Origin of the sequence: Mycobacterium sp. E2479, from assembly GCF_001667925.1 — a bacterium.
In the GTDB taxonomy this organism is placed as follows: Bacteria; Actinomycetota; Actinomycetes; order Mycobacteriales; family Mycobacteriaceae; genus Mycobacterium.
This window is the reverse complement of record NZ_LZJR01000046.1, coordinates 71,329-86,189: the sequence shown is the minus strand read 5'-3', so window position 1 is coordinate 86,189 and position 14,861 is coordinate 71,329. Positions and strand designations below refer to the sequence as shown.

The following is a 14,861-nucleotide window of genomic DNA, read 5'->3' as shown; positions in this document are numbered from 1 at the left end:
TTGACGGCGCCGCCGATTCGGGCTGGATGAACCTTACATCCGCGCGGACGTCACTCCTCAGGGATCTACCAGAAAATTGGTAAACAACTAACAGGCGATAATGGCCCGTTCCGGTTGACCCGCTCGCGTCCTAAATGTGAGCATCGGAGCGTACGGCGGGGCATGCCCCATTACTCGGGGCGCCGAAGCGTCGAAAGCCAGTCTCCAAACAGCTCTCCCGATGTCGGGCGAGCGCGATGACCCCTGGCACGGCGGCGGCCGGATGCGGCGATACGTGGGGCCTGACGAGAGGATCTGTATGCACGCCAACCGGTTCGACGCCGTCACGGCACCGGCGATTCGCGCGACGAGCGGACGCGCGTGAACGTCACGCCGAAGAATGGCGGCGCCCGAACAGGCCGCAACCACCGCATCCCCGACTGGAATCCGGAAGACACGGCAGCCTGGGAGGCCGGCAACAACAAGATTGCCCGGCGCAACCTGCTGTGCACCATTGCCGGTGACCACGTGGCGTTTTCGATCTGGACCCTGTGGCCCGTGATGGCGCTGTTCATGCCCGGGTCCGTCTACGGGTTCTCCGCCGGTGACAAGCTGCTGCTGGGCGCGGTCGCCACCCTGGTCGGTGGTTGCGCCCGAATCCCTTACACCTTGGGCATCGCCGCCTTCGGCGGCCGCAACTGGACGACTTTCTCGGCCTTCGTGTTGCTGATCCCCACGGCCGGCACGATCGTGTTGCTGGCCAATCCCGGTCTGCCGCTATGGCTGTTCGCGTTGTGCGCGGCCATGACCGGGCTGGGCGGCGGCAATTACGCGGCCTCGCTGGCCAACGTCAACGCCTTCTACCCGCAGCGGCTCAAGGGCGGCGCGCTGGCCCTCAACGCCGGGATCGCCAACCTGGGGGTCGCGGTGATCCAGCTCGTCGGCCTGCTGGTGCTCGCCACCGCCGGACACGAAGCGCCCTACTGGGTGTGCGCGGTGTACCTGGTGTTGCTCGCCGTCGTCGGCATCGCCGCCGCGCTGTTCATGGACAACGTCAACCACGGTACCCGGCTGAGCACTATGCGTTCGATCCTGTTCGAGCGCGACACCCATGTGATCTCACTGCTCTACATTGCCACCTTCGGCTCCTGGATCGGCTTCTCATTCGCCTTCGGGCAGGTGATGCAGGTCAATTTCCTGGACAGTGGGGAAAGCCCGAAACATGCGGCGCTGCACGCCGCGCAGGTGGCCTTCATCGGGCCTCTGCTGGGCTCGCTGGCGCGCGTCTACGGTGGCCGGGTGGCCGACCGCTTCGGCGGCAGTCGGGTCACACTGGGCATCCTCGCCGGCATGACCCTGGGCGCCGGATTCCTGGTCACCGTCAGCACCCTGGACGATCACCACGCCACGACGCACTCCGCCAGCATGATCGGCTACGTCACCGGCTTCATGGCGCTGTTCATCCTGTCCGGCATGGGCAACGGGTCGGTCTTCAAGCTGATCCCCTCGGTCTACGAGGCGCGCAGTCGCTCGCTGGACAAGAGCGAGGACGAACGCCGTCTTTGGGCCCGCGCGATGTCGGGATCACTGATCGGCATCTGTTCGGCCGTCGGGGCGGTCGGGGGTGTGGGAATCAACCTGGCGCTGCGCCAGTCCTACCTGAGCACCGGCACGGAAACGTCGGCGTACTGGGCGTTTCTGGCCTCATACGTGGTGGCGGCGATCATGACCTGGATGGTCTACGTGCGCCGTCCCGTCTCGGCTCCGAGGCTGTCGGGGTCGGCGCCGGAAACCGAGGCCGCCCGTGTGTGAGCGGACTCGCAACACGGGCAATGCCACAGCAATTGAGCGGTAACGCAACCGAAACGTCGCAGGCATACACAATTCATATGGCCCCCCAACTGGCCCCACCGGGCTCCGCGCCGCTGACCGGCTACCGGATCGCCGTCACGTCGGCGAACCGCGCGGAGGAACTGTGCGCGTTGCTGCGCCGTAACGGCGCGGAGGTGTCCAGTGCCGCGGCCATCAACATCATCGCGCTGCCCGAAGACGCCGAGCTGCAGAGCCACACCGAAGCGGTGATCGCCCAACCCCCCGATATCCTGGTGGCGCACACCGGAATAGGTTTTCGCGGCTGGGTCGCCGCCGCCGACGGCTGGGGACTGGCAACCCAATTACTGGCGTCGCTTGCCAAGTCGCGGATCGTAGCCCGCGGTCCGAAGGCGACCGGCGCGCTGCGCGCTGCCGGTCTGCACGAGGAGTGGTCACCCAAATCCGAATCTTCGCGCGAAGTCCTGCGCTACCTCCTCGAATCGGGCGTCGCCGGCAAGCGCATCGCCGTCCAGCTGCACGGTGCTGCCGACGGTTGGGATCCGTTCCCACAGTTCATCAAAGGATTGCGCGCGGCGGGCGCTCAGGTGGTCCCCATCCACGTGTACCGCTGGAAGCCGACGCCGACCGGCGGCGATTTCGACCAGCTCGTCGCCTCGGTCGCGCGGCGGCAGTTCGATGCCGTGACCTTCACCTCGGCGCCCGCCGGCGCGGCGATGCTAGAACGCGGCCGCGAGCTGGGCATCGAAGATCAACTGCTGCAAGCCCTTCGCAGCGACGTGCACGCGATGTGTGTCGGCCCGGTCACCGCGCAACCATTGATCCGGGCGGGGATCCCGACGTCGTCACCCGAGCGAATGCGGCTGGGGGCGCTGGCCCGCCACATCGCACAGGAGCTGCCGCCCCTGCGGTCGTGCACCGTCCGCGCGGCCGGACACGACATGGAGATCCGCGGAACCTGTGTACTGGTCGACGGCTCGGTGAAGTCGCTGTCGGGATCGAGCATGGCGACCCTGCGCGAGCTGGCGCAACGACCCGGCGATGTCGTCGCGCGCAACGACTTGTTGCGAGTACTTCCGGGAAACAGCAATGACCCCCATGCTGTCGATACCGCGGTGCTGAGGTTGCGAACGGCGCTGGGCGACAAGAACATCGTCGCGACGGTCGTCAAGCGCGGCTACCGGCTCGCGATCGACCATCCGAGTGATTCCCCATGGCATTGATCCTGGTAGCGCACGGCACACGCAGGCCGGAGGGCGTGGCAATGATCGAAACCCTTGCGGCACAGGTTGGTACGCTTGTCAGTAACACGGTGGAGCTTTCCTTCGTAGACGTGGTGGGCCCTACTCCCAGCGAAGTCCTGTCACGGGCTAAGGCCGCCGACCGGCCCGCCATCGTGGTGCCCGCGTTCCTATCGCGCGGATACCACGTTCGGGCAGACCTGCCCTGGCACGTCCAGATCAGCGCCCACCCGAACGTGATCGTCACCCCCGCTTTGGGTCCGAGCGGTCAGATCGCCCGGATCGTCGGCGATCAGCTGTTGAAATGCGGTTGGCGACCGGGTGATTCGGTGATCCTGGCGGCCGCGGGAACATCAGACGACAAAGCCCGCACCGATCTGCACACCACCTCGACGTTGTTGTCGGCGCTGACCGGATCGCGGGTGAGCCTGGCGTTCGCGGCCACCGGCGACCCGCGGCTGCCCGAGGCCGTGGATCGGGCACGGGCTCGGGCACACCGCGCCGGCGGGCGGGTCGTGGTCGCCTCATATCTGCTGGCCGACGGCCTGTTCCAACAACGGTTGCACTGTTGCGGCGCCGACCTGGTCAGCGAGCCGCTGGGCACCCACCCCGGATTAGCGCGGCTGGTTGCGAACCGGTTCCGCCGCGCCCTGCCGCCGGTACTCGCGCCCACCGCCCGGCACGCGTCGCGCCGATCGGGTCCGCATCAACTGGCCCATGCGCGCCCCGCGCGTTCCATTCCCTAGCCCAAAACGCCTGCTGGCGAGGCGCGCCGATGTCCGTCGTTCCTTGATCTTTGCTCGCAGACGGGCGATCCTGTCACCATGCCCCGTCGCGAAGAGCCGCCGCATGGGATCCTCGACCCGGTCGCCAAGATGCTGCGGTTGCCCTTCGGCACACCGGAATTCATCGACCGGATCGTCACCGGCGGGGTCAACCAGGTGGGCCGGCGAACCCTGCGCATGCTGATCACGACGTGGGACGCCGCCGGCGGCGGACCGTTTGCGGCCAGTGCCGTCGCGTCGACGGGGATGGCGAAGACCGCCGAAATCGTGCAGGGCATGTTTATCGGCCCCGTCTTCGGCCCACTGCTGAAGATTCTGGGCGCCGACAAGGCGGCGCTACGGGCCTCGTTATGCGCATCGCAGTTGGTGGGCCTGGGCATCATGCGCTACGGCATCCGCTCCGAGCCGCTGCACTCCATGTCGGTGGACGCACTCGTCGACGCGATCGGGCCCACGATGCAGCGCTACCTCGTCGGCGACATCACCCGCTGAACGCGGTGAGGTTCAGGCGGCCCGCGGCTGGTAGTCGCGCGCGACCTGCACGTAGCCGTCGTCGGTGACTCGAACCGGGTATACCGGCACCGAAACGGCCGGATCGTCCAGGCAGGAGCCGTCTTCGAGCGAGAAAGCCTGCTTCAAGATGGGCGACTGAACCGTGACGCGGCCGTGGCGGTCACCCACGATTCCGCGGGAGAGCACCGCGGCCCCGGAGAACGGGTCGACGTTGCCCACCGCGTACACCGAGCCGTCGTCGAGTCGGAACAGCGCCGCCTGGGAACCGTCGTCGAGCAGCACGCCGACGCCGCGACCCGGAATGAGGTGCTCGTAAGCGCACGCGTTGGTCCACACCGCAATGTCGTTGAGAAGTGTCATGATTCCTTCCTCATTCCTCCGTTGTCGCTGTACGGACCCGCGGCATGCCAATGGACACAGGGATTTTGCGGCCGGCATGCTCGGTGAACGTCACCGTTGAGTCGACGGCGTCCGGGGCGTTGACGAACGACACGAACCGCGACAGCTTGTCCGGGTCGTCCAGCACGCCCTTCCACTCGCACTTGTAGTTCTCGACATGCCGCTCCATTGCGGCTTCGAATTCGCCGGCCAAGCCGAGCGAGTCGTCGCACACGACCTCGCGCACGTGGTCGAGTCCGCCGTCGAGCGATTCGACCCACGGCGCCGTGCGTTGCAGCCGGTCGGCGGTCCGGATGTAGTACATGACGAACCGGTCGACGTAGCGGACCAGGGTCGCGGTGTCCAGATCGCTGGCCAGCAGCTGTGCGTGCTTGGGCGTCATCCCGCCGTTGCCCCCGACGTACAGGTTCCAACCCTTTTCGGTGGCGATGACACCGACGTCCTTCGAGCGGGCTTCGGCGCATTCGCGCGCGCACCCCGAGACACCCATCTTGATCTTGTGCGGCGCCCGCAAACCTCGGTAGCGCAGTTCCAAATCGATGGCCAGCTGCACCGAATCCTGCTGCCCGTAACGGCACCAGTCGGTGCCCACGCAGCTCTTCACCGTGCGCAACGCCTTGCCGTACGCGTGGCCGGATTCCATGCCGCCGTCAACCAGCCGCTTCCAGATCTCCGGAAGCTGGTCCACCCGGGCGCCGAACATGTCGATCCGCTGCCCGCCGGTGATCTTGGTGTAAAGCCCGAAGTCCTGGGCGATCTGGCCGATCAGGATCAGATGCTCTGGCTTGATGTCGCCTCCGGGCACCCGCGGCACCACCGAGTAGCTGCCGTTCTTCTGGATGTTGGCCAAAAAGTGGTCGTTGGAATCCTGCAGCGAGGCCTGCTCGCCTTCGAGGATGTGGTCCGACCCGGTGGAGGCCAGGATGGAGGCGACCACGGGTTTGCAGATGTCGCAACCCTTTCCGCGACCAAAGCGCTCCAGCAGCCCCGAGAAGGTGCGGATCTCGGTCGCGGAGATGATTTCGAAAAGCTCCGCGCGCGACTGGCTGAAGTGCTCGCACAGCGCCTTGGACTGTTCCACGCCCTCGGCTTCCAGCAGCTGCTTGAGCAGCGGGACGCACGACCCACACGACGTGCCGGCCGAAGTGCACACCTTGAGCGCGGGGACATCGGCGCAGCCGTCGGCGATCGCACACTTCAGATCGCCCTTCGTGACGTTGTTGCACGAGCAGATCTGAGCCGAGTCCGGCAGCGCGCCAACCCCCAACGCGGTACCGCTGCCCGAGGAGGCCGGCGCGATCAGCGCCAGCGGGTCGCCGGGCAGCTCGCTGCCGACCATGGGACGCAGCACCCCGTAGGACGAGGCGTCGCCGACCAGCACGCCGCCGAGCAGCGTCTTGGCATCGTCGGACAACACGAGCTTGGCGTAGGTGCGATTGACCGCATCGTTGATGACAACTTCGAGGCAGTCCGGTGTCGTCCCCATCGCGTCGCCGAAGCTGGCCACGTCGACGCCCAGCAGTTTGAGCTTCGTGGACAGGTCCGCCTCACCGAATTCCGCCACGCCGTCCAGCAGTCGGTCGGCCACCACCTCGGCGGAGGTGTAACCCGGCCCCACCAGGCCGTAGCACCGCCCGCCGATGGCGGCGACCTCACCGATCGCGTAGATGTCGGGATCGCTTGTCCGACAAGACACGTCGGTGAGCACCCCGCCACGCTCGGCGCGCGTCAGCCCGGCGGCCGTCGCCAGCTCGTCGCGCGGGCGGACGCCCGCCGCGAAGATCACCAGGCCGGCGTCGATGACCTGCCCGTCGGTCAGGCTCACCCGCACCGACGTGGTGGCGTCCGGATGGTCGACCGGCTCGATCGATTCGGTTCCGGTGCCGACGTGCACCGAGATGCCGAGTTCGCCGATCATCCGTGCCAGCAGCGCACCGCCGGCCTCGTCGATCTGCTGGGCCATCAGCCGCGGCATCATCTCGACGACGTGGGTCTGCAACCCGAACTGGCGCAGCGCATTAGCCGCTTCCAACCCGAGCAGGCCACCACCGATCACCACACCCGCGCAGGTGTGCGAGGTTGCGACCGTGCGCTGGGCGTCGGCGCGGATGGCGTCGAGGTCGTCAAGCGTGCGGTACACGTGACATGCGGGTAGCTGGTGGCCCGGCACCGGCGGCACGAAGGCGTACGAACCGGTCGCCAGGACCAGGGTGTCGTAGCCGTGTCGCTGACCGTCGGCGGTCACCACCGTCTTTGCGGCGCGGTCTATTTCGGTGACGCGCTGGTTGAGCACGAGCCGGACCTGATCGTCACCCTCGTAATCGTTGCCGGGCAAGGCCAATAGCTTGCGATCCCAGCTCTCGGTGTAGGAGGTCAGGCCCACGCGGTCGTAGGCCGCGTCAGCCTCCTCGGCGAAAACCGTGATGCGCCACAACCCCTCGGTGTCGCGGGCGCGGAGCGCCTCCACGAACCGATGCCCAACCATGCCATGTCCGACTACGATGATGTGACGAGGCGCACAGCTGGCGCGCGAAATCCCGTCTGCAGACATGGCTTTGAGACTAACGGCCAGAAATTACGTTCTTTTCGCACAATGTGACGGTCCTATGACGAGGATCTCACAACTCACAGGGAGGCCTGTGATTGATCGTTCGCTGCCGGCGAACGGCGAGGTGGAACTTTAGCGGGGTCGACTCATGTTTCTACCAGTAGCCGGTCGCAGAGGCACCGGTCACAGGAATCTCACAATGATGCTCAAGGAAGTAGAAGGGAAAACACCATGAATACCCTCGCATTGTGGTCGCGACCGGCCTGGGACACCGACCGGTGGTTGCGCGACTTTTTCGGCCCCGCCGCCGCGGCGGACTGGAACACCCCCGCGACCAGCGGTTTCAGGCCTGCCGCCGAGATCGTCAAGGACGGCGACGACGCGATCGTGCGGCTCGAGCTGCCGGGCGTTGACGTCGACAAGGACGTCAACGTGGAGGTCGACCGCGGGCGGTTGGTCATCCACGGCGAGCACCGCGATGAGCGTTCGGAAGAGAAGGAAGGCCGCACGCTGCGCGAGATCCGGTACGGATCGTTCCGCCGGTCATTCCAGCTGCCCGGCCACGTCACCGGCGACGCCATCACGGCGAGCTATGACGCCGGTGTGCTGACGGTGCGCGTCACCGGTGCGTACGCCAACAACCAGGCGCAGCGCATCGCGATCACCAAATAGTGATCGACGGGTTGACGAGAAAAGTCGCTGAATCCGGCTGAGCCACAACGGTTCCGCCGGATTCGGCGCGTCAGCCCCAGCGGGCCAGCAGCTCCTTGGCGCGGGTCGCCAGCGCGGCTTGCAGGAACGGTCCGAAGCTGATTCGCGCCACGCCCAGCGGTGCGAAGGACGCCGGGTCGTCCTGGTCGGGCAGCGCGATCGCGTTGACCGGCAACTCCAGCTCGGCGGTCAAGCGCCGCAAGGTGTCGGGGTCGTGGCGGCCCACCGGATACAGCACATCGGCGCCGGCGGCCGCGGCCTGATTCAGGCGCGCTACCGCCCGCTCGACGCGATCGGACGCCTCGCCGTCCTGGCGAAGGAACAGATCCGTCCGGGCGTTGATGACGACGTGCACCCCGGCCGCGTCGGCGGCCGACCGCAGCGCCCGGACCAACTCCGCGTGTTCGTCGGCCGACCGCAACCGCTTGCCCTCCGCGTGCACGGTGTCCTCGATGTTCAGCCCGACGGCTCCGGCGCCCAGCAGGCCCTCGATCAGCCGGCCGGCCGGCTGCCCATAGCCGGATTCGATGTCCACCGACACCGGGACGTCGACCGCCGCGGTGATCTGTGCGACCCGCGCGAGGACGTCGTCGAACGACATGCCCTCGTTGTCGGGTTTGCCGATCGAGTCCGCCAGCGGGTGACTGCCCACGGTGAGGGCGGCGAAGCCGGCGTCGGTGGCCAGCCGCGCCGACCAGGCATCCCACACGGTCGGCAGGATTACCGGATCGCCCGGCCGGTGCAGTTCCAGCAGCGTGGCGGCCCGCTCAGCCGGTGTGGCGCGTCCCGTCATCAATGTTTGCTCCCTCGGCATCCGGGTTCAACAGACTGACGTCCGGACTGTGCCGTGGATAGTATCGAGGGCGTACTGTGATCCAAAACACTGCCGAGGAGATCCGTTGACGAGCACGCCGAGCACAACTGGCACGACCGAATTCGCCGAACTCCACGACCTCATCGGCGGCCTGCGGCGGTGCGTGAGCTCCCTGCGGGCCCGATACGGTGACAGCCCGGCCATGCGGCGCATCGTCATCGACGCCGACCGCATCATGTCCGACGTCGACCTGCTCGATTCCGATGTGTCCGAATTGGATCTGGCCGGAGCCACCGTGCAGCAGTCCGGCGAGAAGATCGTCATTCCAGACACCCAGTACGACACCGAATTCTGGCGCGACGTCGACGACGAGGGTGTCGGCGGTCACCACAGGCCCTGAACAACCCAAGCCCCCCAGAAAAGGGGGGCTTGTATCTGTGTACCCTTCGACAGACAGCCCGTTCGAAGAGGAACAACTAGATGAGCGCACCTACGGCGAACCGTCCTGCGTCCGGTGTCTTTTCACCCACGCGCGCCCGCATCGAACAGCGGACCCTACGCACCGACCGGTGGTGGATATCGCCGCTGCGGATCGACTTGGGCTTCGCCGCATTCCTTATCTATGCGATAGCGCGCGGATTGCAGAAGGACTACTTCTTCGTCCACCAGTACCACTACCTGACGCCGTTCTACTCGCCGTGCATGAGCAAGGCCTGCGGTGCGGCCAGCGACTTCTGGCCCCAGTTCCTGCCGAACTGGTGGTTTGTGCCATACGCGGCGATGTCGCTGCCGTTCCTGCTGCTGTTCCGGTTGACCTGCTACTACTACCGCGGCGCCTACTACCGCACGGTGTGGCAGTCGCCCAGCGCATGTGCGGTGGCCGAGCCCCGCGCCCATTACACCGGCGAGACCAGGTTCCCGCTGATTGTTCAGAACTCGCACCGGTACTTCTTTTACATCGCAGGCATCATCTCGGTGATCAACACCTACGACGCCATCGTCGCGTTCCACTCCGACAGCGGCCCCGGCGGATTCGGCTTCGGTCTGGGCAATCTGATCCTGCTCGGCAACGTCATCATGCTGTGGATCTACACGCTGTCCTGTCACTCCTGCCGCCACGTGACCGGCGGGCGGCTGAAGCACTTCTCCAAGCACCCTGTGCGTTACTGGATCTGGACCCAGGTCAGCGTCATCAACACTCGGCACAAGCTGTACGCGTGGATCACGCTGGGCACCCTGATGGTTACCGATTTCTACATCGCGCTGGTGGCCAGTGGCACAATTCCTGACCTGAGATTTGTTGGCTGACAGGCCATTTCGATATAAATCAGATTTAGCTAGCGAGGGTTTCATGGTTGAGATCGAGCGGCACACGTTCGATGTGGTCGTGATCGGTGCCGGCGGCGCCGGGTTGCGCGCGGTTATCGAAGCGCGCGAACGGGGTTTGCGGGTCGCGGTGGTATGTAAGTCCCTGTTCGGCAAGGCCCACACGGTGATGGCCGAGGGTGGCTGCGCGGCGTCCATGGGCAACACCAACCCGAAGGACAACTGGGAGACACACTTCGGCGACACCATGCGCGGCGGGAAATTTCTGAACAACTGGCGCATGGCCGAGCTGCACGCCAAGGAAGCCCCCGACCGCGTGTGGGAGCTGGAAACCTATGGCGCGCTGTTCGATCGCCTCAAGGACGGCAAGATCAGCCAGCGCAACTTCGGCGGGCACACCTACCCGCGGCTGGCCCACGTCGGTGACCGCACCGGCCTGGAACTGATCCGCACCATGCAGCAGAAGATCGTCTCGCTGCAGCAGGAGGATTTCGCCGAGCTCGGCGACTACGAAGCACGGATCCGGGTGTTCGCCGAAACCACGATCACCGAGCTGGTCAAGGACGGCCCTGAACAAGGGGGGCGAATCGCCGGGGCATTCGGCTACATCCGCGAAAGCGGAAACTTCATCTTGTTCGAGGCGCCCGCGGTGGTGCTGGCCACCGGCGGAATCGGCAAGTCGTTCAAAGTCACCTCGAACTCGTGGGAGTACACCGGCGACGGCCACGCGCTGGCCCTGCGGGCGGGCGCGTCGCTGATCAACATGGAGTTCGTCCAGTTCCACCCGACGGGCATGGTGTGGCCGCCGAGCGTGAAGGGGATCCTGGTCACCGAGGGCGTTCGCGGCGACGGTGGGGTGCTGAAGAACTCCGACGACAAGCGGTTCATGTTCGACTACATCCCGTCGGTGTTCAAAGGCCAGTACGCCGAAACCGAACAGGAAGCCGACCAGTGGCTCAAGGACAACGACTCGGCCCGCCGCACTCCGGACCTGCTACCGCGCGATGAGGTCGCGCGGGCGATCAACTCCGAGGTCAAGGCCGGGCGAGGCAGCCCACACGGCGGCGTCTTCCTCGACATCGCGTCGCGGCTGACGCCGGCGGAGATCAACCGCCGCCTGCCGTCGATGTATCACCAGTTCAAGGAGCTGGCCGGCGTCGACATCACCAAAGAACCGATGGAAGTCGGGCCGACCTGCCACTACGTGATGGGCGGCGTCGAGGTGGACGCCGACACCGGAGCTGCCACAGTCCCCGGACTCTTCGCCGCCGGCGAATGCTCCGGCGGCATGCACGGCTCGAACCGGCTGGGCGGCAACTCGCTGTCGGACCTGCTGGTGTTCGGCCGGCGGGCCGGTCTGGGCGCAGCCGACTACGTGCGGGCGTTGAGCAGCCGTCCGACGGTCGCCGAAGGCGCCGTCGACGCCGCGGCGAAGCGGGCGCTGTCACCCTTCGAGGCACCGGCCAATGGCGCGGCCGCGGAGAACCCGTATTCCCTGCAACTCGAACTGCAGCAGTCGATGAACGACCTGGTCGGCATCATCCGTAAGGCCGACGAAATCTCGGAGGCCCTGGCACGGCTCGACAAGCTGCGTGCGCGGTTCAAGAACCTCCATGTCGAGGGGCAGCGGCGATACAACCCGGCCTGGAACCTCGCCATCGACCTGCGCAACATGCTGCTGGTCAGCGAATGCGTCGCCAAGGCCGCGCTGCAGCGCACCGAGAGCCGCGGCGGGCACACCCGCGACGACCATCCGTCGATGGACTCGTCCTGGCGCAAGGTGCTGCTGGTTTGCGAGGCAGCGGGCGGCGACGAGGCGATTCCCGACATCACCATCACGAAGAAGGATCAGACGCCGATGCGGCCCGACCTGCTCGGGCTGTTCGACATCGCCGAGCTGGAGAAGTACTACACCGACGAAGAACTCGCCGGGCACCCAGGACGGAGTGGCAAATGACCTACAACGCGACGCTGCGGGTGTGGCGCGGCGACGACGTCGGCGGTGGTCTGCAGGACTTCACGGTTGAGGTCAACGAGGGCGAGGTCGTCCTCGACATCATCCATCGCCTGCAGCAGACCCAGACGCCCGACCTGGCGGTCCGGTGGAACTGCAAGGCGGGCAAGTGCGGCTCGTGTTCGGCGGAGATCAACGGCTATCCGCGGTTGCTCTGCATGACCCGGATGTCCACCTTCGCCGAGGACGAGGTCGTCACCGTCACGCCGCTGCGGACGTTCCCGGTGATTCGCGACCTGGTCACCGACGTCTCGTTCAACTACGAAAAGGCCCGCGAGATACCGTCTTTCGCGCCGCCTAAGGACCTGCAGCCCGGGGAATACCGGATGGCGCAGGAGGACGTCGGACGCTCCCAGGAATTCCGCAAGTGCATCGAGTGCTTCCTCTGCCAGAACGTGTGCCACGTGGTCCGCGACCACGAGGAGAACAAGAAGGCGTTCGCCGGTCCACGCTTCCTGATGAGGATCGCCGAGCTGGAGATGCACCCGTTGGACACCCGGGACCGGCGCAACGACGCTCAGGACGTGCACGGTCTGGGCTACTGCAACATCACTAAGTGCTGCACCGAGGTCTGCCCGGAAAACATCAAGATCACCGACAACGCGCTGATCCCGATGAAAGAGCGGGTCGCCGACCGCAAGTACGACCCGGTTGTGTGGCTCGGTAACAAATTGTTCCGTCGCTGAGCTGCCAGGCCGCTCTGATCCAGTCCGATCCCGTCGTCACACGTCAGGCCGTTGCGGCACCCGGGTAACCGAACTGCATCCTGTCGGGCCGCCCCGTGCGGCCGTGTGTGCACGACCGGAAAGGCAGTTCATGGAACCCATGCGAGAAACCGCCAGCATCAACAACATTCGCACCGCGATTCGGCAGTTGTCGGTCCGCGCCCAGCTCGCGAACAAGGAAGGCCGGTACAGCGACGCCGCCGAACTCGAGCGCCGCATCCAGGGCTTTCGAGAAGAGCTGAGCCACCGCCCGTAGCCGGTCCGCGGCCCAGGCGCAGCTGTTACGCACCGAGACGGCGAAAGACGCTCCGATGGAACACGATGGGCGCAACGTCGGCGTCCACCGTCACCTCGCTGACTCGCAACACCACGATCGTGTGGTCCCCGGCCGGGATGAGCTGCTCGATCGAGCTTTCCAGCCAGAGCCCGGTGCCCTTGATGAACACCGCACCGGTGGACCGCGAAACCGTCTCCAATCCGGCAAACCTGTCGCCGGTCTTGGCGGCCAGCGCGCGCGCGGCCTCGTCATGCTCCTCGCCGAGCACACTGATGCCCAGCATCGGCAGGCCCTTGAGCTTGGGCCACGTCGTCGACGTGTTCTGCACGCAGAACGACACCAACGGGGGATCCAGCGATACCGGCACAAATGTGCTGGCCGCCAGGCCTTCCCGGGTTCCGTTCACCTCGGCGGCGATCGCCACGACACCGGACGGGAAATGACCGAAGGCCTCTCGAAGTGACGACGCTGTCAGCTTGTTAGTCGAGTTCACCGGACTGATTCGCCCCTAGAGCCGGAGACGGGATTTATCGGATGTGACCCTACCCGGCGTCGCCCGCTCGGGCACGGCCACCCTTAGCCGTTTTCTAAGCATTCCGTCGAATACCCGTGTGCCGCGGCGACATCCGGATGGGCCCGCAGCCTGCTCTTCCAGGCATTGCGCCCGTAGACCGCGAAGATCGGATCGGATGGATCATCCACGCGCTGCGCGCGCGCCTCGAGTTCGTCGGGCAGTGACAGCACCGGTATCCGCGCGTCCAGGCGGGGGTTGAAGAAGAACGGCACCGAGATGCGGTCGCCGGCGGACCCCTGCAGGTTGACCCGGTGCTGCGTGGCGCGCAGGTACCCGCGCGTCGCCACCTCCAGCAGTTCACCGATGTTGACGATGAACGCGCCCTCGCGCGGTGGCACGTCGATCCAAGCGCCGTTTGAATGGTCCATTCCGGGCGGCAGCACCTGCAAGCCCGTGCTGTTGGGATCGGCCAGCAACAGCGTCAGCACCCCGGAGTCGCGGTGCGCTCCCACGCCCTGCGCGCTTTCCGCGCGGCGGGGGTAGCGGATGATCTTGATCAACGTGGCCGGCGCGTCGGCGAATGCCGCGTCGAACACGCCGGGGGGACTGCCCAGCGAGGCCGCCCAGTGCTGTAGCAGGGTGCGGGCGACCGCGGACAGCGCGGTGTCCCACTCCGCGACGATTCCCGGCAGTTCCGGCAGCGCGGCCGGCCACTGATTGGGGCCCTGCAGCCACCGATAGTCGGACCTGTCCAGCCCACCGATCGGTGGGCGCTGCGGCCCGACGTCGATCTGCTCGCGCCAATCCACCTGTCCGCGGGTCAACTCGCCGCCGAGCCGCGTGTACCCGCGGAAGTGCGGGCTGCGCACCATCGCGACGGCGTCCTTCTCCCGTTGCGGCAGCGCGAAAAGCCGGCGGGCGGCGTCCAGGACCCGCTTCACCAACTCCGGCGGCACGCCGTGACCGGTGAGATAGAAGAAGCCGACCTCGTGCCCGGCCGCGCGCAGCTCACCTCGCAGGCGGCCCGGGTCGGCCCGCAGGTCCACGGTGGGCAGCTCCAAGGGCGGCGCAGTGACGGGACGCGCACCGGTCATGTGGGCATCGTTGCCGCAGGTAAATCCGATTTCAACCCCATGACCTGCAGCTTCCCAACCGGTTGGTTAATTAGGCAATGAAATCTAGCTC

General features: G+C 66.3%; 15 protein-coding genes. 10 read left to right on the top strand and 5 right to left on the bottom strand.

The window, feature by feature from the left end; all coding sequences use genetic code 11:
• Window positions 1-360: 360 nt before the first annotated feature.
• The 4 genes from A5686_RS05135 to A5686_RS05120 all read left to right on the top strand — a co-directional run bounded on the left by A5686_RS05135 (window position 361) and on the right by A5686_RS05120 (window position 4,327).
• A complete protein-coding gene (locus tag A5686_RS05135; RefSeq protein WP_067931777.1) occupies window positions 361-1,791 on the top strand; it encodes a NarK/NasA family nitrate transporter in 1,431 nt (476 codons plus the stop codon).
• 89 nt (window positions 1,792-1,880) lie between these two features.
• Window positions 1,881-3,032: a uroporphyrinogen-III synthase gene (locus A5686_RS05130; RefSeq protein WP_156749944.1), complete on the top strand. Its 1,152-nt coding sequence runs from the start codon at window positions 1,881-1,883 to the stop codon at window positions 3,030-3,032.
• Window positions 3,023-3,796, top strand: a complete 774-nt coding sequence (locus A5686_RS05125) for a sirohydrochlorin chelatase (RefSeq protein WP_067931773.1) — start codon at window positions 3,023-3,025, stop codon at window positions 3,794-3,796. Before A5686_RS05130 ends, A5686_RS05125 begins: the two co-directional genes overlap by 10 nt.
• A 78-nt stretch (window positions 3,797-3,874) precedes the next feature.
• On the top strand, window positions 3,875-4,327 hold the full coding sequence (locus A5686_RS05120; RefSeq protein ID WP_067931771.1) for a hypothetical protein: 453 nt from the start codon (window positions 3,875-3,877) through the stop codon (window positions 4,325-4,327).
• 12 nt (window positions 4,328-4,339) lie between these two features.
• Here the strand turns inward: A5686_RS05120 and nirD are convergent, their stop codons facing one another.
• Window positions 4,340-4,708 carry a nitrite reductase small subunit NirD gene (nirD, locus tag A5686_RS05115; protein ID WP_067931769.1) on the bottom strand — a complete coding sequence of 123 codons (369 nt, stop codon included), beginning with the start codon at window positions 4,706-4,708 and terminating at the stop codon, window positions 4,340-4,342.
• A gap of 10 nt (window positions 4,709-4,718) precedes the next feature.
• On the bottom strand, window positions 4,719-7,298 hold the full coding sequence (nirB, locus tag A5686_RS05110) for a nitrite reductase large subunit NirB (protein WP_082947485.1): 2,580 nt from the start codon (window positions 7,296-7,298) through the stop codon (window positions 4,719-4,721).
• A 228-nt stretch (window positions 7,299-7,526) separates the two neighbouring features.
• On the opposite strand from nirB, the gene A5686_RS05105 reads away from it, so the two are divergent.
• Window positions 7,527-7,967 (top strand): Hsp20/alpha crystallin family protein, encoded by a 441-nt coding sequence (locus A5686_RS05105; RefSeq protein WP_067931765.1) that lies wholly within the window; start codon window positions 7,527-7,529, stop codon window positions 7,965-7,967.
• A 70-nt stretch (window positions 7,968-8,037) separates the two neighbouring features.
• Here A5686_RS05105 and A5686_RS05100 read toward each other — a convergent pair whose 3' ends face one another.
• Entirely contained in the window at window positions 8,038-8,799 is a 762-nt protein-coding gene (locus A5686_RS05100; protein WP_067931763.1) for an isocitrate lyase/phosphoenolpyruvate mutase family protein, read from the bottom strand.
• A 106-nt stretch (window positions 8,800-8,905) separates the two neighbouring features.
• Between A5686_RS05100 and A5686_RS05095 the strand changes: the two genes are divergently transcribed.
• The 5 genes from A5686_RS05095 to A5686_RS27540 all read left to right on the top strand — a co-directional run bounded on the left by A5686_RS05095 (window position 8,906) and on the right by A5686_RS27540 (window position 13,141).
• Window positions 8,906-9,220 carry a hypothetical protein gene (locus A5686_RS05095; protein ID WP_067931761.1) on the top strand — a complete coding sequence of 105 codons (315 nt, stop codon included), beginning with the start codon at window positions 8,906-8,908 and terminating at the stop codon, window positions 9,218-9,220.
• Between the two features lie 80 nt (window positions 9,221-9,300).
• On the top strand, window positions 9,301-10,128 hold the full coding sequence (locus tag A5686_RS05090) for a hypothetical protein (protein WP_067931760.1): 828 nt from the start codon (window positions 9,301-9,303) through the stop codon (window positions 10,126-10,128).
• A 43-nt stretch (window positions 10,129-10,171) separates the two neighbouring features.
• A complete protein-coding gene (locus A5686_RS05085; RefSeq protein WP_067931758.1) occupies window positions 10,172-12,103 on the top strand; it encodes a fumarate reductase/succinate dehydrogenase flavoprotein subunit in 1,932 nt (643 codons plus the stop codon).
• On the top strand, window positions 12,100-12,846 hold the full coding sequence (locus A5686_RS05080) for a succinate dehydrogenase/fumarate reductase iron-sulfur subunit (RefSeq protein ID WP_067931756.1): 747 nt from the start codon (window positions 12,100-12,102) through the stop codon (window positions 12,844-12,846). Before A5686_RS05085 ends, A5686_RS05080 begins: the two co-directional genes overlap by 4 nt.
• Before the next feature lie 130 nt (window positions 12,847-12,976).
• A complete protein-coding gene (locus A5686_RS27540) occupies window positions 12,977-13,141 on the top strand; it encodes a hypothetical protein (protein ID WP_197520478.1) in 165 nt (54 codons plus the stop codon).
• 25 nt (window positions 13,142-13,166) lie between these two features.
• On the opposite strand, the gene A5686_RS05075 is transcribed toward A5686_RS27540, so the two are convergent.
• Both A5686_RS05075 and A5686_RS05070 read right to left on the bottom strand, forming a co-directional pair.
• Window positions 13,167-13,655: a flavin reductase family protein gene (locus A5686_RS05075; protein WP_067931753.1), complete on the bottom strand. Its 489-nt coding sequence runs from the start codon at window positions 13,653-13,655 to the stop codon at window positions 13,167-13,169.
• Window positions 13,656-13,738: 83 nt separating this feature from the next.
• The gene (locus tag A5686_RS05070; protein ID WP_067931751.1) at window positions 13,739-14,770 is read right to left on the bottom strand and encodes an isopenicillin N synthase family oxygenase; all 1,032 of its coding nucleotides are present in this window, start codon (window positions 14,768-14,770) and stop codon (window positions 13,739-13,741) included.
• Window positions 14,771-14,861 lie beyond the last annotated feature (91 nt).